The organism is Rahnella sp. EDr1-12, from assembly GCF_049206505.1.
Lineage (GTDB): Bacteria > Pseudomonadota > Gammaproteobacteria > Enterobacterales > Enterobacteriaceae > Rahnella > Rahnella rivi.
The window spans coordinates 430,092-455,711 of record NZ_JBLZNY010000002.1 but is presented as its reverse complement, the minus strand read 5'-3'; the positions used below and the strand labels follow the sequence as shown (position 1 = coordinate 455,711).

General features: G+C 53.8%; 24 protein-coding genes. 16 read left to right on the top strand and 8 right to left on the bottom strand.

Features of this window, described 5'->3' with window-relative positions:
• Window positions 1–190 precede the first annotated feature (190 nt).
• From eptB to ACO0U8_RS11520, 3 genes are all read left to right on the top strand, one after another.
• Complete coding sequence (gene eptB, locus ACO0U8_RS11530; protein WP_421670820.1) at window positions 191–1,867, top strand: kdo(2)-lipid A phosphoethanolamine 7''-transferase; 1,677 nt, start codon at window positions 191–193, stop codon at window positions 1,865–1,867.
• Between the two features lie 145 nt (window positions 1,868–2,012).
• Window positions 2,013–3,125 carry an endonuclease/exonuclease/phosphatase family protein gene (locus ACO0U8_RS11525; RefSeq protein WP_421670819.1) on the top strand — a complete coding sequence of 371 codons (1,113 nt, stop codon included), beginning with the start codon at window positions 2,013–2,015 and terminating at the stop codon, window positions 3,123–3,125.
• A 2-nt stretch (window positions 3,126–3,127) separates the two neighbouring features.
• Window positions 3,128–4,042, top strand: coding sequence for a LysR substrate-binding domain-containing protein (locus ACO0U8_RS11520; protein ID WP_183847691.1), 915 nt, complete (start codon window positions 3,128–3,130; stop codon window positions 4,040–4,042).
• Window positions 4,043–4,063: 21 nt separating this feature from the next.
• On the opposite strand, the gene leuD is transcribed toward ACO0U8_RS11520, so the two are convergent.
• Together leuD and leuC are read right to left on the bottom strand one after the other, a co-directional pair.
• A complete protein-coding gene (gene leuD / locus ACO0U8_RS11515) occupies window positions 4,064–4,672 on the bottom strand; it encodes a 3-isopropylmalate dehydratase small subunit (RefSeq protein WP_421670818.1) in 609 nt (202 codons plus the stop codon).
• A gap of 9 nt (window positions 4,673–4,681) precedes the next feature.
• Complete coding sequence (leuC, locus tag ACO0U8_RS11510) at window positions 4,682–6,088, bottom strand: 3-isopropylmalate dehydratase large subunit (RefSeq protein ID WP_421670817.1); 1,407 nt, start codon at window positions 6,086–6,088, stop codon at window positions 4,682–4,684.
• A gap of 170 nt (window positions 6,089–6,258) precedes the next feature.
• On the opposite strand from leuC, the gene ACO0U8_RS11505 reads away from it, so the two are divergent.
• On the top strand, window positions 6,259–7,134 hold the full coding sequence (locus ACO0U8_RS11505) for an alpha/beta fold hydrolase (protein ID WP_421670816.1): 876 nt from the start codon (window positions 6,259–6,261) through the stop codon (window positions 7,132–7,134).
• Between the two features lie 63 nt (window positions 7,135–7,197).
• On the opposite strand, the gene ACO0U8_RS11500 is transcribed toward ACO0U8_RS11505, so the two are convergent.
• Window positions 7,198–9,252, bottom strand: coding sequence for a choline transporter (locus tag ACO0U8_RS11500; RefSeq protein WP_122094677.1), 2,055 nt, complete (start codon window positions 9,250–9,252; stop codon window positions 7,198–7,200).
• Window positions 9,253–9,487: 235 nt separating this feature from the next.
• Here ACO0U8_RS11500 and betI point away from each other — a divergent pair, with 235 nt between their 5' ends.
• The 4 genes from betI (at window position 9,488) to ACO0U8_RS11480 (ending at window position 13,844) form a co-directional block, all read left to right on the top strand.
• Complete coding sequence (gene betI / locus ACO0U8_RS11495) at window positions 9,488–10,069, top strand: transcriptional regulator BetI (protein ID WP_122094679.1); 582 nt, start codon at window positions 9,488–9,490, stop codon at window positions 10,067–10,069.
• Window positions 10,070–10,113: 44 nt separating this feature from the next.
• On the top strand, window positions 10,114–11,583 hold the full coding sequence (betB, locus tag ACO0U8_RS11490; RefSeq protein WP_421670815.1) for a betaine-aldehyde dehydrogenase: 1,470 nt from the start codon (window positions 10,114–10,116) through the stop codon (window positions 11,581–11,583).
• Window positions 11,584–11,607: 24 nt separating this feature from the next.
• Window positions 11,608–13,293, top strand: coding sequence for a choline dehydrogenase (gene betA, locus ACO0U8_RS11485; RefSeq protein WP_421670814.1), 1,686 nt, complete (start codon window positions 11,608–11,610; stop codon window positions 13,291–13,293).
• 89 nt (window positions 13,294–13,382) lie between these two features.
• Entirely contained in the window at window positions 13,383–13,844 is a 462-nt protein-coding gene (locus ACO0U8_RS11480; RefSeq protein ID WP_421670813.1) for a GNAT family N-acetyltransferase, read from the top strand.
• Between the two features lie 739 nt (window positions 13,845–14,583).
• Here ACO0U8_RS11480 and ACO0U8_RS11475 read toward each other — a convergent pair.
• Window positions 14,584–15,513, bottom strand: coding sequence for a LysR family transcriptional regulator (locus ACO0U8_RS11475; protein WP_122095602.1), 930 nt, complete (start codon window positions 15,511–15,513; stop codon window positions 14,584–14,586).
• A gap of 102 nt (window positions 15,514–15,615) precedes the next feature.
• Here ACO0U8_RS11475 and ACO0U8_RS11470 point away from each other — a divergent pair, with 102 nt between their 5' ends.
• Window positions 15,616–16,050, top strand: a complete 435-nt coding sequence (locus ACO0U8_RS11470; RefSeq protein ID WP_056769148.1) for a DMT family transporter — start codon at window positions 15,616–15,618, stop codon at window positions 16,048–16,050.
• A 3-nt stretch (window positions 16,051–16,053) separates the two neighbouring features.
• The gene (locus ACO0U8_RS11465) at window positions 16,054–16,506 is read left to right on the top strand and encodes a DMT family transporter (protein ID WP_136377113.1); all 453 of its coding nucleotides are present in this window, start codon (window positions 16,054–16,056) and stop codon (window positions 16,504–16,506) included.
• Window positions 16,507–16,539: 33 nt separating this feature from the next.
• Here the strand turns inward: ACO0U8_RS11465 and ACO0U8_RS11460 are convergent, their stop codons facing one another.
• Complete coding sequence (locus tag ACO0U8_RS11460; protein WP_421670812.1) at window positions 16,540–16,998, bottom strand: RES family NAD+ phosphorylase; 459 nt, start codon at window positions 16,996–16,998, stop codon at window positions 16,540–16,542.
• Window positions 16,995–17,456, bottom strand: coding sequence for a type II toxin-antitoxin system Xre/ParS family antitoxin (parS, locus tag ACO0U8_RS11455; RefSeq protein ID WP_122094690.1), 462 nt, complete (start codon window positions 17,454–17,456; stop codon window positions 16,995–16,997). The genes ACO0U8_RS11460 and parS overlap by 4 nt, the downstream gene beginning before the upstream one ends.
• A gap of 349 nt (window positions 17,457–17,805) precedes the next feature.
• Here parS and ACO0U8_RS11450 point away from each other — a divergent pair, with 349 nt between their 5' ends.
• The 5 genes from ACO0U8_RS11450 to ACO0U8_RS11430 all read left to right on the top strand — a co-directional run bounded on the left by ACO0U8_RS11450 (window position 17,806) and on the right by ACO0U8_RS11430 (window position 22,557).
• The gene (locus ACO0U8_RS11450) at window positions 17,806–18,693 is read left to right on the top strand and encodes a nucleoside-specific channel-forming protein Tsx (RefSeq protein WP_056769154.1); all 888 of its coding nucleotides are present in this window, start codon (window positions 17,806–17,808) and stop codon (window positions 18,691–18,693) included.
• 186 nt (window positions 18,694–18,879) lie between these two features.
• Window positions 18,880–20,475, top strand: coding sequence for an ABC-F family ATPase (locus ACO0U8_RS11445; protein ID WP_072158016.1), 1,596 nt, complete (start codon window positions 18,880–18,882; stop codon window positions 20,473–20,475).
• Window positions 20,476–20,720: 245 nt separating this feature from the next.
• The gene (locus ACO0U8_RS11440; protein WP_421670811.1) at window positions 20,721–21,200 is read left to right on the top strand and encodes an Hcp family type VI secretion system effector; all 480 of its coding nucleotides are present in this window, start codon (window positions 20,721–20,723) and stop codon (window positions 21,198–21,200) included.
• A 13-nt stretch (window positions 21,201–21,213) separates the two neighbouring features.
• Complete coding sequence (locus tag ACO0U8_RS11435) at window positions 21,214–22,020, top strand: hypothetical protein (protein ID WP_421670810.1); 807 nt, start codon at window positions 21,214–21,216, stop codon at window positions 22,018–22,020.
• A gap of 81 nt (window positions 22,021–22,101) precedes the next feature.
• Window positions 22,102–22,557, top strand: a complete 456-nt coding sequence (locus ACO0U8_RS11430; RefSeq protein ID WP_421670809.1) for a DUF1240 domain-containing protein — start codon at window positions 22,102–22,104, stop codon at window positions 22,555–22,557.
• A 529-nt stretch (window positions 22,558–23,086) separates the two neighbouring features.
• Here the strand turns inward: ACO0U8_RS11430 and moeB are convergent.
• Window positions 23,087–23,848 carry a molybdopterin-synthase adenylyltransferase MoeB gene (gene moeB / locus ACO0U8_RS11425; protein ID WP_421670808.1) on the bottom strand — a complete coding sequence of 254 codons (762 nt, stop codon included), beginning with the start codon at window positions 23,846–23,848 and terminating at the stop codon, window positions 23,087–23,089.
• Between the two features lie 2 nt (window positions 23,849–23,850).
• Complete coding sequence (gene moeA, locus ACO0U8_RS11420) at window positions 23,851–25,092, bottom strand: molybdopterin molybdotransferase MoeA (RefSeq protein ID WP_421670807.1); 1,242 nt, start codon at window positions 25,090–25,092, stop codon at window positions 23,851–23,853.
• A gap of 245 nt (window positions 25,093–25,337) precedes the next feature.
• Between moeA and ACO0U8_RS11415 the strand changes: the two genes are divergently transcribed.
• On the top strand, window positions 25,338–25,571 hold the full coding sequence (locus ACO0U8_RS11415; protein WP_056769160.1) for a DeoR family transcriptional regulator: 234 nt from the start codon (window positions 25,338–25,340) through the stop codon (window positions 25,569–25,571).
• Window positions 25,572–25,620 lie beyond the last annotated feature (49 nt).

Here is a 25,620-nt window from a genome sequence, read left to right as displayed (position 1 = left end):
TATCAACATTATCTCACTGAAAGATAAAGGTTTCGTTAATCCTGTTACATTATCACATTGGAAGAAACGAATGAATTTGAACGAAAATACGCGGCCCGGAGTCTGAATAGTCCTAAGGAGTGTTTTCAATCCTCCGGTACGAGCGGTCAACATGACGTAAACAGACTCACCAAAGAGCCATTTATTACTAATGCAAAAATTACGATTACTTTCGCAACAGAGCATTTTTCTGTTCATTGCGCTTTATCTTGGGATCCTGCTTAACCTTCCGATTTTCTTCCGACGTTACTCCCAGTTGCACTATGACAATGCGTTGTCGATCGCCGTTGAAATGCTGGCCGCCTTTGCGCTGGTCTATTTCCTGTGTGTGCTGCTGTCGTTTACCGGGAAAACGGTCTTCCGCATTCTGATGAGCGTGGTGGTGATCTCTTCCGCCGCGGCCAGCTACTACATGATCCTGTTCAACGTCGATATCGGTTACGGTATTTTGGCGGCGGCACTGGCGTCAGACTCCATTGATTTATCGAAAGAATCCATCGGTACGCATTTCATCGCCTGGACGGTGCTGGTCAGCCTGATCCCGGTACTGCTGTTGTGGCTGAGCACCATGCCCGGCGCGGCATTCAGAGAAACCACCCTGAAAAAATTGGCAGTGAAAATCGTTCTGCTGGTCGTCTCCGGTTTGCTCTGTTACCTGCCGCTGCAAATGATGGGCAAAGTGCAGGATCGTCATGATCTGGTGAATAACCGCATGATGGCAAGCTACGGTGGCGTGGTGGCGGGCACTTATTCGCCGTCCAACTGGCTTTCGGCGCTGGGGCTGTATGTCTACAGCAGCTACAGCCAGGCGGAAGACACCAAAAACCTGTTCGATCCGGCCAAACATTTCACCTATAACGAACCGGCAGATGCCAAAGACATGTACGTGGTGTTTGTGATTGGTGAAAGTGCACGCCGCGATCACATGGGCCTGTATGGCTACGATCGTGATAACACGCCGAATCTCGATAAAGAGAAGAATCTTGTGGCCTTGCAGGGCTATTCCTGCGACACCGCCACCAAGCTTTCCCTGCGCTGTATGTTTGTGCGCGAGGGCGGGGCGTCTGAAGCGCCGCAGCGTACGCTCAAGGAAGCCAACGTGTTCTCCGTGCTGAAAAGCAAAGGCTGGAGCTCAGAGTTGTATTCCATGCAAAGTGAAGCCTGGTTCTATAACAAAACCCGCGCCGACGATTATTCCCTGCGTGAAAACATTGCTTCTGAGAAGCGCAACGCCGGTAAGCCGGTCGATGACATGTTGCTGATCGATGAAATGAAAGATTCGCTGAATAACCATCCAAACGGTAAACATCTGATCATCCTGCACACCAAAGGGTCGCATTATCTCTATTCCGACCGCTATCCGCGTTCATTCGCCAAATATCAGCCGGAATGCATGGGCATTGACGATTCCTGTTCTACCCAGGAGATGATCAACGCCTACGACAACTCACTGCTGTATACCGATTATTTCCTGTCGCAGGTGTTTGACCAGTTGCGCGATAAAAATGCCATCGTGTTCTACGCATCCGATCACGGCGAGTCGATTTCAAAAAGTATGCACTTCCACGGCACACCGCGCGATCACGCGCCACCTGAGCAGCGTACCGTGCCGATTATGGTCTGGGCGTCGGACAAATTCCTCGCCAACGATCAGAACAGAGCCGGTTTCGAACAGCTGCAAAAAATGGCTGCGCAGAAGAAGCCTGCATTCCATGAAAAACTGTATGACACCCTGCTCGGTTGTATCGGCTACACGTCTCCGGACGGCGGGATTGTCCAGCAGCATAACTGGTGCCACGTAGCCGATCCGGTCGCACCGGCAAAATAACCCTCGCCCCACGTCGCCATCTTTTTCTTCAACCAGAAAAGGTGGCGACATCCTTCTGGTCGTTCCTCGTTTTTTAAGTCACAATCGCTTAACAAGGTATTGAGAGTATTCTCTTCTGCTATTTTTTTATCAGGGCTGATGACCGATGGAAGCACTTCGAATTACAGTTTGCGTACTGACGGTCATAATGACCCTTCTGACGCTGCTGCCCCTCTCCCGCAATCAACACTGGTGGGTGCGGGTATGGGATTTTCCCCGCCTGCAAATGGCGTCTTTATGCTTAGTTTTCCTGCTGACTGAGCTGTACATTCTGCCGTTTGGCGGCGTGCTCTCGACCATCACCATCGTGCTGACGGTGGCCTGCATGCTCTATCAGAGCTGGTGGATTTTGCCCTACACGCGTCTGCATCCGGTGCAGGTCAAAAAAGTCGCGCCGAACGGGCATTCCCGCATCAAAATTATCAACAGCAACGTGCTAACCACCAACCGTCAGGCCGGTAAATTACTGAGCCTTATCCAGCAAAATAAGCCCGATATCGTGGTCCTGCTGGAAACGGATCAGTGGTGGGAAGATCAGATGGCACCGCTTGAGCCGGATTACCCGCACAGCCTGCGCTGCCCGCTGGATAATCTCTACGGCATGCACGTTTACTCGCGCCTGCCGCTGCACGACGCACAGATTCAGTATCTGGTGGCCGACGATATTCCGTCGATGCATTTTCGCGCCGAACTGGCCTCCGGGGAACAGGTCGTACTGCACTGCCTGCACCCGATGCCGCCAAGCCCGACCGAAGCCGATGAATCCACTGACCGCGACGGTGAGCTTATCGCCGTCGGGCACACCGCGGCCAAAGCGACCTATCCGACCATTGTGACCGGCGACCTGAACGACGTTGCATGGTCGCGCACCACGCGCCTGTTCATGAAAGTCAGCGGTCTGCTCGATCCGCGTCGTGGCCGTGGCATGTACAACACGTTCCACGCCAGTTATCCGTTCCTGCGCTGGCCGCTGGATCACGTTTTCCACAGTAAACATTTCACGCTCATCGGCCTGCAACGCCTCGGATTCATGGGCTCGGATCACTTTCCCATCATGGTCGAACTGGCGCTGACGCCTCAGGAAGGGCAGGATCAGGAATCGCTGGAAATCGATAATGAAGACATTGAAGAAGCCGAGGAAAAAATGCAGATCGCGGGTGTGAAAACCAGCGACGTGCACAGGGCGGAAAAACTGAACCAGCCGGTCTTCGGTCTGTAATCATGACCAGCGAACGTGCGCGTTTGCCACTGGCCGAAGACTTACGGGTTTTTCTGGCTGTCGTGAATAAGCAGAGTTTTGCCGCCGCCGCCACGGAGCTCGGGCAGTCTCCGGCCTATGTCAGCAAACGCATTCAGATCCTCGAAGAGTCGCTGAATTGCCGTTTGCTGCACCGTTCGACCCGCGGCGTACGGCTGACTGAAGACGGCGAACGCACACAGCGCTGGGCACTGCAAATCCTCGATACGTTTGATCACTTCATCGGCGACCTGTCGGATTCGCGCAGTGAAGCGCGCGGCAACGTGCATATCTGCAGCTCGTTCGGTTTCGGACGCTGCCATGTGGCGCCGGCAGTGGCCGAGCTGGCCGAGCGTTATCCGCAACTGAATCTCCGCCTTGATCTGTTTGACCGCGTGGTCGATCTGGTTGCAGAAGGTATTGATCTGGAAATTCTGGTGGGCGATGACATTCCGGAGCAGCACATCGGTAAAAAACTGGCAGAGCATCAGCGGATCCTCTGCGCATCCCCGGAGTATCTGGCCGCCCACGGCGAGCCGGATTCGCCGGAAGCGCTCGCACAGCATCAGTGTCTGGTGCTCAAAGAGCGCGACAATCCTTTCGGACTCTGGTCGCTGACCGCAGAAGGCGAGGAGCACCGGGTCAGGGTGAAAGGGGCGCTGTCGTCTAACAGTGGCGAAGTGGTGTTGCAGTGGGCGCTCCGGCACCACGGCATCATTTTGCGCTCGCAGTGGGACGTGCAGCCTTACATTGCGCGGGGCGAGCTTGTGCAGGTGTTACCGCAATTCTCCCAGCCCGCCAGCGTCTGGGCGGTATATCCCACGCGGCTGGCGGACTCGGCAAAATTGCGGGTGTGCGTTGAGTTTCTGCATCAGCGTTTCAGCCAGTTACTGGGCTGACGCCGGTTTCGTGGTCAAGCGTTACGCCAGCCACGGATTGCGCTGCAAATGCCCTTGCTGAAACTCACGGATGTCATCGCGATATTGCAGTGTGGTGCCGATAGCATCCAGCCCGTTGAGCAGCGAAACCTTACTTAGCTCATCGATTGCAAAATCAATCACTTCACCGTTTTGCAGGCCAATCCGTTGCGCCGGAAGATACAGGGTAATTTTGTTTTTGTCGCCATGAACCACTTCCTGCGCAATCTGCGCCCACGGCTTGGGATCCAGCTGTACCGTCAGCACGCCGTTGCGCTGACAGTTATCAAAGAAAATCCCCGCAAACGTCGTGCCGATCAGCGCCCGGATCCCGAGCTGTTTCAGTCCCCACACCGCATGTTCACGGCTGGAGCCGCAGCCGAAATTCGGCCCGACCAGTAAGAATTTGGCATTCTGCCACTCAGGCTGATTGAGGATAAACGCCGGATCGGGCGAGCCGTCCGCCAGGAAACGCAAATCGAAAAATACCCCGCGATCCAGCCCGTTGCGGTCGATGCCCTTGAGAAACTGTTTCGGCATGATCACATCGGTATCTACGTTCGCCGCAGGCAACGGCGCGGCAATACCGGTCAGTACGTTAAAAGCTTCCATGATTTCTCCTTACAGGTCACGGACATCGGTCAGATGGCCGCAAATGGCCGCCGCTGCCACCATCGCCGGGCTCATCAGGTGGGTACGTGCGCCCGCGCCCTGACGGCCTTCAAAATTACGGTTTGTGCTGGATGCGCAGCGGTCGCCAGGGGCGAGCACGTCGTCATTCATCGCCAGACACATCGAGCACCCCGATTGCCGCCATTCGAAACCGGCCTGAATAAATATGTCTGCCAGACCTTCCTGCTCAGCCTGCGCGCGCACCTGGCTGGAGCCGGGCACGATCATTGCGCGTACGGTCGGTGCGACGGTTTTCCCGCGAACCACTTCGGCGGCAGCGCGTAAATCCTCGATGCGCGCGTTAGTGCAGGAACCGATAAACGCATGGCTGATGCGGATGCTGTTCAGCGGCTGACCGGCGCGCAGCCCCATGTACTGCAACGCACGCTGTAAATCCTTACGGCGTGAGGCATCTGATTCTGCCAGCGGATCCGGTACCTGGCCGTTAATCGCCTGCGCCTGATCGGGGCTGGTGCCCCAGCTGACCATCGGCGCAATTTCTGCGGCGCTCAGTTCAACTTCGCGGTCAAACACGGCGTCCGCATCGCTGTGCAATTCACGCCAGACATTCACGGCGTCCGCCCATTGCTGGCCTTTCGGCGCACGCGGCTTGTCTTTCAGGTAATCAAACACTTTGTCGTCGGGTGCCATAAACGCCCCGCGCGCCCCGGCTTCAACGGCCATATTGCATATCGTCATGCGGCCTTCCACGCTCAGCATGTCGATGCCCTGACCGCAGAATTCGATGGCATAACCGGTTGCGCCCGCCGCGCCGATTTTTGCCACCAGCGCCATCACCACGTCTTTGGCGGTGATGCCGGTTTTCAATTCACCGCTGACGGTGACGCGCATCGTTTTCAGGCGTTTATAGACCAGCGTCTGCGTGGCCAGCAGGTGCTCAATTTCGGACGTGCCGATACCAAAACCAAACGCGCCTAACGCGCCGTAGGTGGTGGTGTGGCTGTCTCCGGCGGCAATCACCATGCCGGGCAAAATAAAGCCCTGTTCCGGTGCCACCACGTGTTCGATGCCCTGACGCTTATCGAGAATATCAAACAGCTCGATGCCAAATTCGGCACAGTTTTCTGCCAGATAGGACACCTGACGCGCCCCCCCGGCATCCGGCATCTGGCGGGTGCGTAACGGCGTCGTCGGATTAACGTGATCGACCACCGCCAGCGAGGTTTCAGGCCGCCAGACGCGACGGTTCGCCTCGCGCAAACCGCTGAACGCCTGCGGGCTGGTGTATTCGTTAATCACCTGCCGGTCGATGTAAAGCAACACGTGGCCTTTATCATCCAGAGCGCGGACGCTGTGGCTGTCGATGTGTTTTTCATACAGCGTTTTTGGCTTCATTTTATTGCCCTGATAAACGTAACGGATAATGCCAGCGTCGCAACTTCGCGGTTATCGGGCAACGGCCTGAGTGTGGTGCGTCAAAACACAGATCGTAAACCGGCGATCTTCATTTGTGGCCTTGTTGCTGACCGGCCAGCGGCTAAGATGGGTAAAAAAGGAGAAAACCCATGTTTGAACATTTTACCCAAGGCCGGATGGCAGTCAGCGGAACGGAGATCGCTTACCGCATCGCCGGGCAGGGCGAGCCGCTGTTGTTGCTGCACGGACACCCGCAAACCCAGGCGATCTGGCATAGCGTTGCGCCGCACCTCACTTCTCATTTCACCGTAGTGCTGGCTGATTTACGCGGTTACGGCGACAGCGGTAAACCCGAACCGGACGCGGAGCATCTGCGTTACAGCAAGCGCGAAATGGCGCAGGATCAGCTCGAGCTGATGGCCGCGCTCGGTTTCAGCCAGTTCAGCGTGATCGCCCACGATCGCGGCGCGCGGGTCGCACACCGGCTGGCGCTCGATCATCCGCAGGCAGTGAAGCGGATGGCGTTGATGGACATCGCGCCGACGCTTGCGATGTATCAGCAAACCAGCGAGGCCTTTGCGCGCGCTTACTGGCACTGGTTCTTTCTGATCCGCCCGGCACCGCTGCCGGAAACCCTTATCCTGGCAGATCCTGATCTCTACCTGCGCAGCGTAATGGGCAGCCGCAGCGCCGGTATGCAACCTTTCACCGACGAAGCTTACGCAGATTATTTGCGTTGTCTGCAACTTGATGGGACGGCGCGCGGAATTTGCGAGGACTATCGGGCTTCTGCTGCGATAGACCTGCAACACGATCAGATTGACCGGAATGCATCCCGCAAAGTGCGTTGTCCGCTGTTGATCCTGTGGGGCGAAAAAGGCACTGTCGGCACCTGTTTTGCGCCGCTGGAGGAATGGGCAAAGGTGGCGGAAGACGTTCAGGGAGAGGCGTTGCCGTGCGGGCATTATCTTGCTGAAGAACAACCGCAACTGTTGCTGGAGAAAGTGCTGCCGTTTCTTCGCTGACGTGGCGGATGTTCTGACGCGTATAAAAAAACCCGCATTGCGCGGGTTTTTTGTGAGCTCAGATTATACCGGTTGTTCCGGGAAGGTGAGGGTGTTACCCGGCGCTTCACGGTTGATGTGCAGGAAGTTCAGATGACGTTCGTACTGATCAAGAATGTCATTGATCACCTGATGTTTGGTGAAGTCCATCAGGTCATTACCCTGCGTGCCTTCCAGCAGGAAGGTTTCCAGACGGTAATAATGCGATTTACCGGCGCGTGCGCGATAGGTAAAGGCGGGAACCGCATAGCGCACCGGCCAGATCTGATAGACAAAGTTTTGCTCTTCGCCCAGCGCGACCTGCAATTCCAGCGGCCCGATTTTCTCGTCTTCCTGAGGCTCGTGCTCGTTAAAGGTCACTTTTGCCCCGCGCAGTTCCAGTTCCTGCGCCACTTCCTGCATCGCAGGGCGGCACACGTTATCCATCATTTTCTGGGTATGGCGCGTGCCCGGATAATTCATCACCCGTGACAGACGCTGTTTCCAGTTCAGCGCGGCGTCACTGGTTGCGGGCAGCGGAGCCATTGTCTGCTGGCTGCTGGCGCGGCGGTAATCTTCCAGACGCAGTGATTTATACAAGCCGGCCATGATGAAGAAGATCACAAAACTGAACGGCAGCCCCATGATCACCGTGGTGTTTTGCAGCGCGGAAACCCCGTCGGTCATCAGCATGCCCAGCGTCAGCACGCCGATGGTGACCGACCAGAAGATCCGCAGCCAGTTAGGGGCATCGTTGTTAATGTCAGCCAGTTTTGAGGTGAAGTTCCCCAGCACCAGCGAGCCGGAATCCGCCGACGTGACATAAAACAGCAAGCCGGTAATGGTGGCGACAGAAGCACTCAGGGTAAAGCCCGGATACTGCGCCAGCAGGCTGTACACGCCGCGCTCAGGGTGTGCGATCACCTCGTTGGCGAAATCCAGATTGCCATGCAGGATCTGGTACAACGCGCTGTTACCGAAAATCGACAGCCACAGCAGGGTGAAGACAAACGGGATGATCAGCGTGCCGAGCACGAACTGACGGATGGTGCGCCCGCGCGAAATACGCGCCAGGAACAGGCCGACAAACGGCGACCATGCCACCCACCAGGCCCAGAAGAACAGGGTCCAGCTGTTCATCCATTCGGTCGGGCGGTCAAAGGCAAAGGTGTTGAGCGTCATGCCCATAAAGCGGTTGATGTAATCGCCGATATTGAGCACCAGCGCATTGAGCAGGAATTCGGTATTGCCGAAGAACAGCAGGAACAGAATCAGCCCCAGCGCCAGCAGCACGTTGAGTTCCGACAGAATACGGATGCCTTTGTTCACGCCGGAGGTCACCGACACCGTCGCCATAATCACCGAAAGCAGGATCAGTGCCGCCTGAACGGTCAGGTTTTCCGGGATCTGGAACAGCACTTTCAGCCCGTAATTCAGCTGAACCACGCCGATACCGAGCGTGGTGGCGATACCAAAAATGGTGCCGACCACGGCAGCGATATCCACGCTGTGGCCGATAGGCCCGTTAATGCGTTTGCCGAAAATGGGGTACAGCGCCGAACGGATGGTCAGCGGCAGGTTATAGCGGTAGCTGAAATAGCCGAGCGCAATCCCCATCAGCGCGTACATCGCCCAGCCAGTCAGGCCGTAGTGGAACAGCGTCCAGGTCATTGCCTGCCGCGCCGCTTCCAGCGTTTGCCCGTTGCCTTCCGGCGGCAGCATGTATTGCGTCACCGGTTCGGCGACCGAGAAGAACATCAGGTCGATCCCGATCCCGGCGGCAAACAGCATGGCCGCCCAGCTCATCATGCTGAATTCGGGTTTGGATTGTTCAGGACCGAGTTTGATCGAGCCGAAGCGCGAGCAGGCAATGAACACTACAAACACGATGTACAGCGTCGCCGCCAGCATGTAATACCAGCCGAAGGTGGCGGATACCCAGTTAAGGGTCAGGCTTATCCATTTTCCGGAAAAATCGGTGAAGAAAATGGTCATTAATGTGAAGGCTAAAATCAGACCGGCGGAGGTGAAGAACACCACCTTGTTCAGCTGGTCCCGAGGTTTCTCAGCATGTTTTTCTGTCGTATCGGCAGTCGCCATGTTTTCCCCTGATGTGTTAATTACTTTCTAATTTTCAATAAAATAGACGCTACTTCATCTCAAAATTCATACAAATTACTAACGTATTGGTAATAAAATATATGCATTTTTAATTGAACGTTCAATCAAAAAAAAGTTAAATAGGTGACGTCAGAGCGTTAACAAGGTTGAGCGACAGCGTAAAAAAAGGTTTTTTAAGCGCGTTTCAACCCGCTCATTTTCAGGAGCCGGAACCATGCCCAAAGTAGGAATGCAGCCCATAAGACGGCAGCAATTGATTGAGGCAACCCTGGCAGCGGTGAACGAAGTCGGCATGCACGATGCCTCGATTTCGCAAATCGCCCGCCGGGCTGGCGTCTCCAACGGCATCATCAGTCACTACTTTCGTGACAAGAATGGGCTGCTGGAAGCGACCATGCGTTATTTGCTCAGTCATCTGGGGGAAGGGGTGCAGTTGCGGTTATCGCAGCTGACGGATACCGCACCGACGGCGCGGCTGCATGCGATTGCAGAAGCCAATTTTGACGACAGTCAGACCAACAGCGCGGCGATGAAAACCTGGCTGGCCTTCTGGGCGAGCAGTATGCATCACCCGCAGTTGTACCGGCTGCAACAGGTCAACAGCCGCCGGCTCTATTCAAATTTATGTTCTGAATTCAGACGTTTTCTGCCGAAAAAAGAGGCGCGTCTTGCGGCACAAAGCACTGCCGCACTGATTGATGGCCTGTGGCTGCGCGGCGCACTCAGCGGTAAAGAGTTCAACCGCGCCGAGGCGATGCAAATCACCCGCCGCCACATTGAATCACAGCTCACCTGAGCACAGCAGAAAACATTCAGACCGCACAGACCGAGGAGAGATGTATGTCCCGCTACGGCAAGCAAAAACTTTATATCAACGGGCGTTTTCAGGACAGCACCGGTGATGAAACCTTCGATGCAGTGAACCCGGCCAACGGCGATGTGATTGCGACCCTGCCATCCGCCACGCAGGAAGATGTCGATCTGGCGGTGAAATCCGCGCAGAAAGGCCAGAAAGTCTGGGCAGCGATGACCGCCATGAGCCGCTCGCGCATCTTGCGCCGCGCCGTGGACATTCTGCGTGAGCGTAACGACGAACTGGCGGCCATCGAAACCGCCGACACCGGTAAACCGCTGTCTGAAACGCTGGCCGTCGATATCGTGACCGGCGCGGATGTGCTGGAGTATTACGCAGGCCTGATCCCGGCGATTGAAGGCCAGCAAATTCCGCTGCGCGATTCTTCCTTCGTCTACACCCGCCGCGAGCCGCTGGGCGTGGTCGCCGGGATCGGTGCCTGGAACTACCCGATTCAGATAGCGCTGTGGAAATCCGCTCCGGCGCTGGCAGCGGGTAACGCGATGGTGTTTAAACCGAGCGAAAATACCTCACTGACCGCCCTGAAACTGGCCGAAATTTACAGCGAAGCGGGCGTGCCGGATGGCGTGTTCAGCGTGGTGACAGGCGCGGCCAGCGTCGGGCAGGCGTTAACCGATCATCCGGATATCGCTAAAGTCTCTTTCACCGGCGGCATCAAAACCGGCAAAAAAGTCATGGCCAGCGCCTCGGCTTCCACGCTCAAAGAAGTGACCATGGAACTGGGCGGCAAGTCGCCGCTGATCATTTTTGACGATGCGGATCTCGATAAAGCCGCTGACATCGCGATGATGGCGAACTTCTACAGCTCCGGCCAGGTGTGCACCAACGGCACCCGCGTGTTTGTGCCAAAAACGTTAAATAAAGCCTTTGAAGCCAAAATACTGGAGCGCGTGAAACGCATCCGTGCGGGCGATCCGACTGACGAAAACGTCAACTTCGGCCCGCTGGTGAGCTTTGCGCACATGGAATCCGTGCTGCGTTACATCGAAAGCGGCAAACAGGAAGGCGCGACGCTGCTGACCGGCGGTGAGCGCATGACCGGCGGGGAATACGCCAAAGGCGCTTACGTTGCGCCGACGGTCTTTACCGACTGCCGCGATGACATGCCGATCGTCCGTGAAGAGATCTTCGGGCCGGTGATGAGCATTCTGACCTATGAAAGCGAAGAAGAAGTGATCCGCCGCGCCAATGATACCGAATACGGTCTGGCGGCCGGACTGGTGACGCAGGATCTCAACCGCGCGCACCGCGTGATCCACAAACTCGAAGCCGGGATTTGCTGGATCAACACCTGGGGCGAATCCGCCGCAGAAATGCCGGTGGGTGGCTATAAACATTCCGGCGTCGGGCGCGAAAATGGCATCACCACGCTTGAGCATTACACCCAAATCAAATCCGTGCAGGTCGAACTGGGCGAATTCAGCTCAGTCTTTTAATCCGCCGCAACAGAGGAGATTTTAATGGATTACGATTACATCATTATCGGTGCCGGTTCCGCCGGCAACGTACTCGCCACCCGCCTGACCGAAGACAGCAGCGTGAGCGTGCTGTTACTCGAAGCCGGTGGCCCGGATTACCGTCTGGATTTCCGCACGCAGATGCCTGCGGCGCTGGCGTTCCCGCTGCAGGGGCGTCGTTATAACTGGGCGTATGAAACGGACCCGGAACCGCACATGAACAACCGCCGTATGGAATGCGGGCGCGGGAAAGGTCTGGGCGGCTCATCGCTGATTAACGGCATGTGCTACATCCGCGGTAACGCGATGGATTTCGACAACTGGGCGAAAGCGCCGGGTCTGGAAGACTGGAGTTATCTGGATTGCCTGCCGTATTTCCGTAAAGCGGAAACCCGTGATATCGGCCCGAACGATTTCCACGGCGGTGAAGGGCCGGTGAGCGTCGCGACGCCAAAAAATGGCAACAATCCGTTGTTTGCAGCGATGATCGAAGCCGGTGCGCAGGCGGGCTATTCCCGTACTGACGATCTGAACGGCTACAAACAGGAAGGTTTCGGCCCGATGGACCGCACCGTGACGCCAAAAGGCCGCCGCGCCAGCACTGCCCGTGGCTATCTGGATCAGGCCAAACCGCGTGCCAATCTGACCATTGTGACGCACGCGCTGACCGACAGAATTCTGTTCGACGGCAAGCGTGCCGTGGGCGTCAGCTATTTCAAAGGCGACGATTACAACGCGAAAACGGCGAACGCGAAACGCGAAGTGCTGCTGTGCAGCGGCGCGATTGCCTCGCCGCAAATCCTGCAACGTTCCGGCGTCGGCGCGGCTGAACTGCTGAACCGCCTGGAGATCCCGCTGGTGCACGATCTGCCGGGTGTCGGCGAAAATCTGCAGGATCACCTGGAAATGTACCTGCAATACAGCTGCACCCAGCCGGTGTCTTTGTACCCGGCATTGCAGATGCATAACCAGCCCGCGATTGGGGCTGAGTGGCTGTTTAAAGGCACCGGCGTGGGGGCCAGTAATCAGTTTGAAGCGGGCGGTTTTATCCGCAGCCGTGAAGAATTTACCTGGCCGAATATTCAGTATCACTTCCTGCCGGTGGCGATCAATTACAACGGCAGCAACGCGGTGAAAGAGCACGGTTTCCAGGCACACGTCGGTTCCATGCGCTCACCAAGCCGTGGCCGCGTGCAGGTGAAATCAAAAGATCCGCGCCAGCACCCGAGCATTCTGTTCAACTATATGTCGACAGAGCAGGACTGGCATGAGTTCCGCGATGCCATCCGCATCACCCGTGAAATCATGAATCAGCCCGCGCTGGATAAATACCGTGGCCGGGAAATCAGTCCGGGCGAGAACGTGCAGACTGACGAAGAACTGGATGCGTTTATCCGCGAACATGCGGAAACTGCCTTCCATCCGTCGTGTACCTGTAAAATGGGCAGCGATGAGATGGCGGTCGTGGACGGCGAGGGGCGCGTTCACGGAATCGAAAACCTGCGCGTGGTGGATGCGTCCATCATGCCGCAGATCATTACCGGCAACCTGAACGCGACAACCATCATGATCGCCGAAAAGATTGCCGATAAAATCCGTGGCCGTCAGTCCCTGCCGCGCAGCACCGCGGAGTATTACACCGCAGGCGATGCACCGGTTCGCACCGAGCCGATGAAAAAAACCGCCTGATAATTTGGCTGTAAAATCTGTGTTAAAAAGAGATATTCTCAGGAATATCTCTTTTTTTTGGTTTTCAGAAACAGGCAGGGCACTTTTTCATGACCGACTCATCATCGCTTCACTGGCAGGATTATCATCACAGTGACCTGAACACGGCGCAGCTTTACGCCATTCTGGCGCTGAGAACGGAAGTTTTTATCGTGGAACAAACCTGTGTTTATCAGGATATCGACGGGCAGGATCTGGCCGGTGAAAACCGGCATATCGTCGCCTGGCTGGAGGGAAAACCTGCCGCCTACGCGCGGATCCTGCGCCATGCCGATGACGTGGCGATCGGGCGGGTGATTGTCGCCCCGTCAGCCCGCGGCCTGAAGCTGGGGTATCAGCTGATGGAACAGGCACTGGCAGCCTGCCATAAACACTGGCCGGATGCGCGCGTGGTGATTTCCGCACAGGCGCATTTACAGGGTTTCTACGGCAGGCTGGGGTTTGTGGCGAATACCGACATTTATGATGAAGATGGGATAGCGCATGTGGGGATGGTGTTGGGGGGCTTTTAGCTTTCAGCTTTCAGCTTTAAGCTTTAAGGTCAACACCGTGGGTTGCCACCCACACCGGCCTTAAGGGTGGCTTATCGCCGCCACCCTTAAGAATCCCGGGCTCTTTTTACTGCGCGCTTCGCTGGGACGATGGACATGTTCTGACGCATCAGTGAGTGGCGTAAATTCAGGTGCTTCGCACTGCCTTCTCTCGGTCTTCGAGCCATAGGTCTCGAAGCCGCTCCGTTCAGCTGAATTTTGAGCACGCCAATCAACTTTTTCTAAAAGATAAATCTGTTCTGTTCTTGAATTTAAGATCCTGCGGGCGATTCAGAAATTTTGCTCAACGGAGCGGCCTGAAGACCCAAGGCTTCAGGACCGGGAGAAGGCACCGCGCTGCCGCTCTGGTCAGCTGAATGTTGAGCACGCCAATCAACATTTTCTAAAAGATAAATCTGTTCTGTTCTTGAATTTAAGATCCTGCGGGCGATTCAGAAATCTTGCTGAACGGAGCGGCCTGAAGACCTAAGGCTTCAGGACCGAGAGAAGGCACCGCGCAGCGGCAAGATTTCCAGCCTGTCGCGGTGATACCTGAAACATAGCCAGCAGGCAGAGCGCGTGTTGAAAAAAGCGAGGGGAGTTCAGAGGGGAAAAGCCTTTCCCCTCTGGTCGGTTTCGCCGCGGTGAGTTAAGTGATCCCAGCACCTGAGAAACCGAAATATTCTCGATCTGTCTTTAAAAAAGCTTCAGTGCAACAGACTCACTCCCAGTATGCCGGGCTGCCAAACTTCTCCACCAGAAAATCAATCACCGCCCGCACTTTGATCGAGGCTTTTCGTGCATTCGGGTACAGCGCGGATATGGTCTGCGGCTCGGGCGAGGTGGATACCTGATGATCTTCCAGCACGCTGACCAGCCGCCCGTCGCGCAGGGCGTCGCCGATTAACCAGGTGGGGAATACCACCAGCCCCATGCCATCCACGGCTGCCTTTGTCAGGGTTTCCGCATTATTACTGGTCAGGACGCCGCGCAGGCTGTACGAACGCCATTCCTGTTCCGGCTGGCGGAAGTACCAGCGTTGCGAACCGGCAAATCCTTTAAATACCAGGCAGCTGTGAGCGGCTAACTCTTCCGGCGTTTGCGGTGTGCCTGTACGGGCAAGATAGGCAGGGCTGGCGGCGAGACGGAAGTTCTGCTGTCCGAGCGTGCGGGCCTGCAGGGTGGAATCTGCCATCACGCCGATTCGGATCAGCAGATCAACGCTGTCCTGTAACGGATCAATGAAATCGTCGGTCTGCATCAGCTCAATATTCAGACGCGGATAACGGGCGCTCAGCTCATGTAGCCAGGGGGCGATATGCCGCTGGCCAAAAACTACCGGCGCATTGATGCGTATCAGGCCACCCGGCTCGCTATCCTGCTCCTGCAAATCCAGTTCCGCCAGTTCAAGCTGAGCCAGTACCTGACGTGCGCGTTCAGCCAGCAATTTTCCGGATTCGGTCGGGCTGACTGCACGCGTATTCCGGTACAGCAACTGGGTTTGTAATGCCTGCTCCAGCTGTGAAATGACGCGCGATACCGTTGAGGGCGACATCGCTTCGCGGCGGGCCACTTCCGAGAAATTTCCCTGGTCGAGCACCGCAACAAACAGCCGTAAAGACTGGATGTTGATCTGATTGAAACTTTTCATCTGTGCAATATCCGCAAAGGTATTTTCCTTATTGTGCTGTTTTTCGCAAAGCAGTGCCACGCTATAGTCGCCGCTTCTTAAAATAATATGAGCACACTACTAATGAATCTGATGTTAATTCCGCTGGTCGTTCTGGCGGGGATGGGGCTATCGCTGGAGGCCGGTTTGATCGGGCCGTTAGGGACGGAAGTGGGGCACCTGTGGGCCACGCTGAGTATTTTTGGGGTCGGCGCAGTGCTGACCGGATTACTGGTGCTGTTTTTCAGCCCGCGCAATGCGCCGTCGTTTACCGAACAACCCGGCTGGACGCTGCTCGGTGGCTTGCTGGGGCCGGTGTATGTCGTGGTGCTGACGCTGGCGACGCCGGTGATTGGCATCGGCATGACCATGATCGCGATTTTGTCAGGGCAGGTGGCGAAAAGCGTCTTGATCGACCATTACGGCTGGTTTGGTACGCCACACAAGAAAGTCGGCAGGGAGCGTTTACTGGCTCTGCTGTTTATCGTTGCCGCCCTTGTTCTGATTGCCTGGAGTTAACCGATGACTGAACTGATTATGATTATTCTGGCGATTGTGGCGGGGGCCGCGCTGAGTATGCAGGCGGCGGTAAACGGTCAGCTGGGTGAAAAAGTGGGCGTCCTGAAAAGTGCCTTCCTGACCTTCAGCGTGGGCGCGGCGATCACGGCTGTGCTGATCCTGTTTCTGCAAACGCCGCAGCAGGCGACGTTACTGACCGTACCGAAATGGCAGCTGGCTGGCGCACTGTTTGGCGTGCCTTACATCATCATTATGGTGACGGCAGTACCGCGAGTGGGGACGGCGGTGGCGACGGTCGCGGTAATTCTGGGGCAACTGGCGATGGGCATGCTGATTGATAACTTCGGCTGGCTGGATAATCCGTCCATCCCGTTCTCATGGCACCGTCTGGCGGCGATACCTTGTCTGGTCATCGCGCTGGCCCTGATTTACCGCAGCAACAGAAAAACAGAGTGAGTGTCCGGCCCGCGTTGCAAGCAGACCAGCAGGTTATTGCAGGCGCGGGTCAAACATCATCGGCTCACGTTGTACTGAACTCAGTAAATCCGCAAACGCAGGATGCAGCGGATTGAGCAGCACGTTGTATTCCGTCGGGACAATGACCGACGGCACTTTCAGCCCGACGTAATCACCTTCCGCCAGCCAGGCGTCACCCTGACGTTGTGTGCTGTCCGGCGGAGATGCGCTTCGCCAGTCTGCGGCCAGTTCTGACACGTCCAGCCTGTCGAGCAATTCTTCCGGCACCTCAATACTCAGCAACGTGTAGGACCGCATCAGCATGCTGTTTTGTAAGTGCACCAGCATTTCCAGTATGGCCAGCGAAATGCTGGTGGTGACATAGACGACCGGCCTGCCCGGCGGATTCCAGCGCCCGCCATAAAGCTGCGCACCCGCGCCCGACCAGGCCGTTGCCAGATGGCGGTTCTGTACGATGCGAAACAGCTTCAACTGAAGACACCGTGTTGCAGACGACCAATCAGGCGACTCACTTCCACCGCGCCCGCTTCAGAAGACAGCAACTCCAGCGGACGTGAACCGTCCAGCGCCGGCGCAGGGCGGGTGAACCACTCGAGCGCGGAGATACGATCCCCTTCGAACAAATCCGTTGCGGCATCCACAATGCGCACCAGACGCGCCACACGCTCGCTCTCTTCACTTTTCAGTAATCCGTTTCCGGCCTTACGACGCGCATAGTTGCGTTCGTTAATGCCCATTATTTCCAGTAACACCATTTTCGGCCATCCCAGCTCAGTATTAAGACGGCTAATACTATCAACCGGAAAGCCCTTTTGTATGGCATTAACCAAACTGATTCCGCTGCTTGCGGGAAGCCCCGCAGACTGCCAGAGCGGCGTTGCAGAATCTTGCACAGAGCCGGAAGACAGCCCGGTATTTTTGATATTCATGATGTGTGCCTCCGCACCGTTATTTGTCATGATTATAGCATGACAAATAACGAATGGTCATTTTATCAGCACGGGATTATCACCGCTTCAGGCGGCTGAATGAATTCATCCTGAAACATATCTGTGATCGATATCACATTGAGGATGTATCAGGATGAAACACAAATTGACAAACCTTGACCAAATCTATTTATTAGCTAAGAAAAGTTAACTCTTGTAGGAAGTCACTGGTAATTGCATGTTTTTATACTATGTGCAGCAATCGGTTGCGGATCACAGTTTTAGGGTTTGATATATGCAGCGTCTGAAAGTGGCAAGGCGCTGTTCCTCCCCCGCTTCTGGTATAAATATGAAAAATAAAATTATTGCAGCAGGCGCTTTGATGGCTTTGTCCTACAGCGCGACCGTGCTCGCTGATGATAGCAAGGGCGAATTTGTTTCTGACTGGTGGCACCAGAGTGTAAACGTTGTAGGCAGCGCCGATACCCGTTTCGGACCGACCCTGCGTAACGACGTTTACCTTGAATATGAAGCGTTTGCGCACAAAGACTGGTTCGATTTCTACGGCTATATCGATATTCCTAAAACCTTCGGCGCCGGTAACGGCAACGACACCGGTATCTGGGACAAAAACGGTTCTCCGCTGTTTATGGAGATCGAACCGCGTTTCTCTATTGATAAGCTGACCGGCACCGATCTGAGCTTCGGTCCGTTCAAAGAATGGTACTTCGCCAACAACTATATCTACGATATGGGTCCGGACAGCGATAACCGTCAGAACACCTGGTACATGGGTCTGGGCACCGACATCGACACCCATCTGCCGATGAGCCTGTCTCTGAACGTGTATGCAAAATACCAGTGGGAAAACTACAGCGCGGCCAACGAAAACAGCTGGGACGGTTACCGTTTCAAAGTGAAATACTTCGTTCCGTTGACTGAAATGTGGGGCGGTAACCTGAGCTACATCGGGTTCACCAACTTCGACTGGGGTTCCTCACTGGGCGACGACGATTTCCGTGACCTGAACGGCAACAAAGCGCGTTCTAACAACTCTATCGCGTCCAGCCATATCCTCTCGCTGAACTACACACACTGGCATTACTCGTTTGTGGCGCGTTACTTCCACAACGGCGGCCAGTGGGCTGACGGCGCTGAGCTGAACTTCGGTAACGGTAATTTCGATGTGAAATCTACCGGCTGGGGTTACTACGGCGTGATCGGTTACAACTTCTGATTTCAGGCGTTGTACTGGAAAACCCGGCTGAGGCCGGGTTTTTTGTGTGTGTAATTCAAACATTTCCCCGCGCATGACGAATTTTTTTACTATCGAGTGAAATTTGTACACAACGAGAGGCGATCCCGACGCGCCGTTGTGGCATAATGCGCGCCAAATCACATTTCCCAATTAAGAGCGAGCGTTGTGCTAAGTACTTACAACATCACCATGCAATTCGGCAGCAAGCCGTTATTTGAAAACATTAACGTGAAATTTGGCGGCGGTAACCGTTATGGCCTTATCGGCGCGAACGGTTGTGGCAAGTCCACTTTCATGAAGATCCTCGGTGGCGACTTAGTGCCTTCAGCGGGTAACGTCGTACTCGACCCGAACGAGCGTCTGGGTAAATTACGTCAGGATCAGTTCGCCTTCGAAGAATTCACCGTGCTGGACACCGTGATCATGGGCCACAACGAATTGTGGGCTGTGAAAGAAGAGCGCGACCGCATTTACGCGATGGCGGAAATGAGCGAAGCCGACGGCTATAAAGTGGCAGATCTCGAAGTTGAATACGGCGAGATGGACGGTTACAGCGCCGAATCCCGTGCGGGCGAGCTGCTGCTCGGCGTGGGTATTCCGGTAGAGCAACATTATGGCCTGATGAGCGAAATCGCACCGGGCTTTAAACTGCGCGTATTGCTGGCGCAGGCGCTGTTCTCTGACCCGGAAATTCTGCTGCTCGACGAACCAACGAACAACCTGGACATCGATACTATTCGCTGGCTGGAGCAGGTGCTGAACGAACGTAACAGCACCATGATCATCATTTCGCATGACCGTCACTTCCTGAACATGGTGTGTACGCACATGGCGGATCTGGACTACGGCGAGCTGCGCGTTTATCCGGGCAACTACGACGAATACATGACGGCGGCAACGCAGGCTCGTGAACTTCTGAGCGCCAATAACGCCAAGAAGAAAGCGCAGATTGCTGAACTGCAATCTTTCGTCAGCCGCTTTAGCGCCAACGCCTCCAAATCTAAACAGGCGACTTCCCGTGCCCGTCAGATTGATAAAATTCAGCTCGACGAAATCAAAGCTTCAAGCCGTCAGAACCCTTACATGCGTTTTGAACAGGACAAGAAATTGTTCCGTAATGCGCTGGAAGTGGAAAAAATCACCAAAGGTTTCGATAACGGCCCGCTGTTTAAAAACCTCGGTCTGATGCTGGAAGTGGGCGAGAAAGTCGCCATTCTGGGCGCGAACGGTATCGGTAAATCGACGCTGCTGAAAACGCTGGTCGGCGAGCATGAGCCGGAAACCGGTTCAGTGAAATGGTCCGAAAACTCAAAAATCGGTTACTACGCGCAGGATCACGAATATGAATTCGATGACTCCATGAACGTATTCGACTGGATGAGCCAGTGGAAATCCGAGAAAGACGACGAGCAGGCCGTACGCGGCGTGCTGGGCCGTCTGCTGTTCGGTCAGGACGATATCAAGAAGAAAGTCAAAGTACTTTCCGGTGGTGAAAAAGGTCGTATGTTATTCGGGAAACTGATGATGCAGCGTCCTAACATCCTGATCATGGATGAACCAACAAACCACCTGGATATGGAATCTATCGAGTCACTGAACATGGCGCTGGAAATGTACGAAGGCACACTGATCTTCGTTTCCCACGACCGTGAATTCGTGAGCTCACTGGCAACCCGTATTCTGGAAATGACACCGACCCGTGTCATCGATTTCTCGGGTAACTACGAAGACTATCTCCGTAGCCAGGGCATTAATAGCTGATTATTGATGTCGATAAAAAGGCCGCACCGGTTAACGTTGCGGCCTTTTTTTATCTCGAAATTATATTTCATAAACTAATGCTTATTCTATTTTATATAGACGATATAAATGCTTTGAATGATTTAGTCAGATTTTAAAATAACAGGTCTTGTATTTAAAAACTCTCAGGAACAAAATTATGTCAGAAATAGTTGATTTATATTTTTCAAACTATTATCCATTCATATAACGTTTAAGAGACTATTTTGGCAAACTTGACGTATCTCACATTAAACGGACAAACACAGGGATTGATCTCTGGCGGATGTTCATCAAAGGATTCGATCGGTAATAAAGCGCAAATCGGACATATCGACCAGATCATGGTCTATAGCATGAAACACACATTATCCCGCACACAGAATGCCAATCATCACGTCGTCACCATTCTTAAACCGATAGATAAATCTACGCCGCTACTCGGAAAAGCGATTTCAGAAAATGAAATTATGGCCTGCGATTTAGAATTACACCGTATTAACAGAACCGGTATGGGCGAGTGTTATTTCAAAGTGAAGTTAACCGGTGCCCGTGTGACGAATATCGATTTTATTGTACCGCACAGTATTCTTGAAAGTGGGGCAGAGGCGCAGGAAAGAGTGAGCTTCAGTTATGAAACAATTACCTGGGAACACTGTATTGCGGGCACCAGCACTTACAGCCTGTGGAATGAACGCGTTTACTGATTAAGGATGAAAAATGACAGAACTCAGAGGTGCGGATTACTGGCGACGGGTAAATGAAGGCAAACGTTTATTGCGGGGAGAAGACACATTCAGTTCTTTCCCGAGCATGAACCCGCTGCAACGAGATATGGCATTAACGAATGGCACTTTCATTACCGAAAATCGTTACATCATGTTGCTAACGCTGGAGGAAGCACAGCAAGTCACCGAAGAATTACTCGGTGAAGTGGATGAGTTTTTTTCCTACAACCTTGCCCCTGGTAACATCAAGGATATTCTTGAAGGTGGCAGCAGTATCGGCAAGTTGATGACTTTCGAAAATTCCGCAGGGGATATTGCATTTCGTTTTAAGTCGCTGGGTATCAGAGCGATTGAATATCCTTTTAAGGGTAAGACTTACATAAAAATAACCGGCTATCCGGGGATGCGCCGCATTCTGGAAGGCACCCGATACGCAGTCGACCATCCGCAAATGCTGGAAATGGGTATAGGGATCCGCGGGCTGGGGAATGCGCTAATTAAAGGCACTAGATTCTGTATTTTCGCCTCAATGGCGTGGCGAGTCATCGAACTGATCTTTAAATCCGACTACGACCTGGTCGATTTTCTTGTCGATATTACGATGGATGCCGCGAAGGCGGTGGTGGCCAGTGTGGTTATTGGGGTTATTGCAGGGGCATTGACATTATGGAGTGTACCAATAATTATTATTGCAGGCATTGTCATCATCGCAGGAATATATCTAAATATCAATCTAAACGAATTAGATGATATGCAGGGATTGTCAGTAAGTTTAAAGGAAAACTGCGAATTGCATTAACCGAGTACCAAAGAGTTAATGATTGGAACTTTAGATACTCAGAACCATTGTTTAACTCTTCATTACGTATGAGGTATTGAAATGGATAAAAAACATATTCAACAATGGCTGGCTTTTAAAGGTGGGGCCGTTATTTTAATGACCGTTTGTGTGTATTATATTTATGGTGTTAATAATTTAATAGAGACGTTCAATACTAAGTCATTATTTATTTTGGCTGATACTATTGAATATAGTGGTAAGATCATAATTTGTATAAGTGGAATTCCTTTTTTTATATGGGTATTCTTTTTTTCATTAAAAGTGCTCTTTAAGAAAGGTATTCAACCCTTTAAGAAATACACTGCGATAGGATATATTTGGATGATCATTAGTGTAGCGTCTTTTGTTTTAGGGATTATCGCTTCCTTCGTTATCCCGTTTATCTTAATGGCATCTCCCTATACCTCATGTAATGTTGGGAAGTATAGTAACTACTATGTAATCAACCCGGCTTTATGCAAAGACATTGATCCTGATGAATGGAAGAAAAGATGAAAGAATACATATTGTCAAAATGGGTTTTTTATAAATTACTTGCAGTGCTTTTAGTAATTATTTCCTTGGGGTTTATATGTTTCGTTATTAACTTTGGAGAACTCTATCAGGTGCTTTCCTTGTTAAGGTATAAAGATATAATCATATTTGAGCGTGGTAGCCTTGCAGCAGTCGGCGGAATACCTATACTTATTTACATGTTATTTTTTTCATTGCGTACCCTGTTTTTCAAAAGATCTGCTAGCACCTAGAAAACCTACAGCCCTTGGGAAGGTTTCGATGTATTTGAGCATAGCTGTCTTTGCCTTTTCCTACATTGCTATGTGGGTAATCCACTTTGTACTGATGGCCTCACCGTATACAAATTGTCACGAGGAAAAACTCAGCGCTTACTATGTTCTCGACCCGCAACTCTGTGAAACTATTACCTCGAAATACTGGCAGTCGTATGATGAAAAGTAACATCAGTGTTTAACGGGCGGAAATAAACCGCCCGTTTTATCCAGGGCTTACAGAACCCGACTTCCTGTCAGCAATCTCCGCAGACTTCGCAGTGGGTGTCCTTCATCAGTTTCATTTCCCGAAACTGTAACGTCATGGCATCAAACATCAGCAGTTTGCCGCGCGGAGTTTCACCGAATTTTGTCAGCAGTTTGATGGTTTCCATGGCCTGTAAACTGCCGATGGTACCCACCAGGGGCGCCATCACGCCGGCTTCCACGCAGGTCAGGGCATTTTCACCAAATAAGCGGCTCAGGCAGCGGTAGCAGGGTTCATGCGGCTGATAGGTAAAGACGCTGAGCTGGCCTTCCATGCGGATGGCGGCACCGGACACCAGCGGTTTTTTCTGCGCGAAACATTCCCGGTTCAGCTGATTGCGCGTGGTAACGTTATCGGTGCAATCGACCACCACATCGCAGGCGGCGATCAGTTCGCTCAGCATGTCGTCGTCCGCCTGCGCATTGATCTGATTCAGACGGATGTGCGGGTTCATTGCGCAAAGCGCAATGGCGGCAGATTCCACTTTCGACATGCCGATGCGTGCGTCGGTGTGCAGCGTCTGGCGCTGCAGGTTAGACAGAGATACCTTGTCGAAATCCAGCAGCGTCAGCGTGCCGGTTCCTGCGGCGGCCAGATATTGCGCCGCCGCGCAGCCTAAACCGCCTAATCCGACAATCAGCGCATGGCTGGCTTTCAGCTGTTCCTGCGCGTCAAAATCAAACCCTTTCAGGACGATCTGGCGGTTATAACGCAGGGTTTCAGCGTCCGTCAGTTCCGGCAGAGTGGCCATATTCAGCTCCGTAAAAGGGCGTTGAATGGTTCGATTTCAACGAGTTCACCCGCCGCGACATTATCGCGTTCGCGCTCCAGCACGATAAAGCAATTCGCCTGGCTGAAAGAACTGAAGACGTGTGAACCCTGATGGCCGGTGGTACGGACTTCGAGCTGACCCTGCGCGTTGGTGCTGAAAATACCGCGCTGGAAATCGAGACGTCCCGCTGATTTTTTAAGCCCCGAAACCGAAACAGCCTGCAAACGCGGCGGGAACTGCCACGCGGTATGGCCTGCCAGTTGCGCAATAAACGGCTGCACCAGTTGATAAAACGTCAGCGCCGCAGACACCGGATTCCCCGGCAGACCGCAGAACCAGCTGTTTTTCAGTTTGCCGAAAGCGAAAGGTTTGCCGGGTTTCATGGCCAGTTTCCAGAAACCAATCTCGCCCAGTTCATCCAGCATTTGCCGGGTGTAATCCGCTTCTCCGACCGAGACACCGCCGCTGGAAATCACCAGATCGGCGAAGGCATTGGCTTCTTCAAAGGCGTTGCGCAGCGCCTGCGGATCATCGCGGATGATGCCCAGATCCAGCACGTTGCATCCCAGTTGTTCCAGCATCAGGCGTACGGCAAAACGGTTGGTGTCGTAAATTTGGCCTTCCTGCAAGGGCGTCCCCACCGGTTGCAGTTCGTCGCCTGTGGAGAAAACGGCAACGTTGAGGGGCTTCCAGACCTCAACGTGCGTGACACCGAGCGATGCCAGCAGCGGCAATTCCGCCGCACCCAGACGAACGCCCTGCGGCAACACGCTGTCGCCTTGTTTGATGTCGTCGCCCGTCAGGCGGATATTCAGGCCGTTCTCCGCTGCGTGAGTGAAACGCACGCCCGCATCGGTCACCTCGGCTTGTTCCTGCATGATCACAGCGTCGGCACCCCGGGGGACGGGCGCGCCGGTCATGATGCGGATACAGGTTCCGGCAGGCCATTCACCGTGGAAGGGCGCACCCGCGAAGGCTTTGCCCGCCACCGGTAACACGGCGTCGTCGTGCAGATCGCCACAGCGGACGGCATAACCGTCCATCGCCGCATTATCAAAAGGAGGCACGAACACCGGAGAACGTACCGGCGCGGCGGTAATGCGGCCAGCGGCCATATTCAGAGCAACTGATTCGGCGTCTTGTGCGTGTTTTGGCGGCACATGAGCGCGCATTTTGTCCAGCGCTTCCTGGAGTGAGATCAAACCGGCGGTATTGAATTCCATAAAAATTCCTCAGTGATACCGTCCCGGTGGTGCGGGTGTCTGCGCCGGAGCCGGGCGGTTATAAAAGCATGCGCACAGTATGACAGAGAATCGGGACGAACCAAAAATCGCGGCAGGCGGAAAAAATTTGAGGGTATTTTCGAAAAATTGAGATCGATCCCAAAATTAACAATGTAACGCAGGTATGATGTTTACCGTTATTTGTGACATACGTCACACAACTGTCATACAAACAGGAATAACCGGTGCTTAAAAAAAATCGCCATCAGGCCATCCTTCAACTGGTCGAACAGCATGAAGTGTTACAGGTAAGCGAACTGGCACAATCGCTGGATGTGAGTCTCGAAACCATTCGCCGCGATCTCAGTGAAATGCAGGATAAAGGTCTGATCCTGCGTCGTCACGGACGTGCACGCCGTCTGGTCGCGCAGCCTCAGACATCCTGGCTCAACAGTTTGCAGCGCTGTCCTCAGATGTGATCGGGCAGTGACAATAAGAAAAGGGAAGGCAATTCAATGCCTTCCCTTT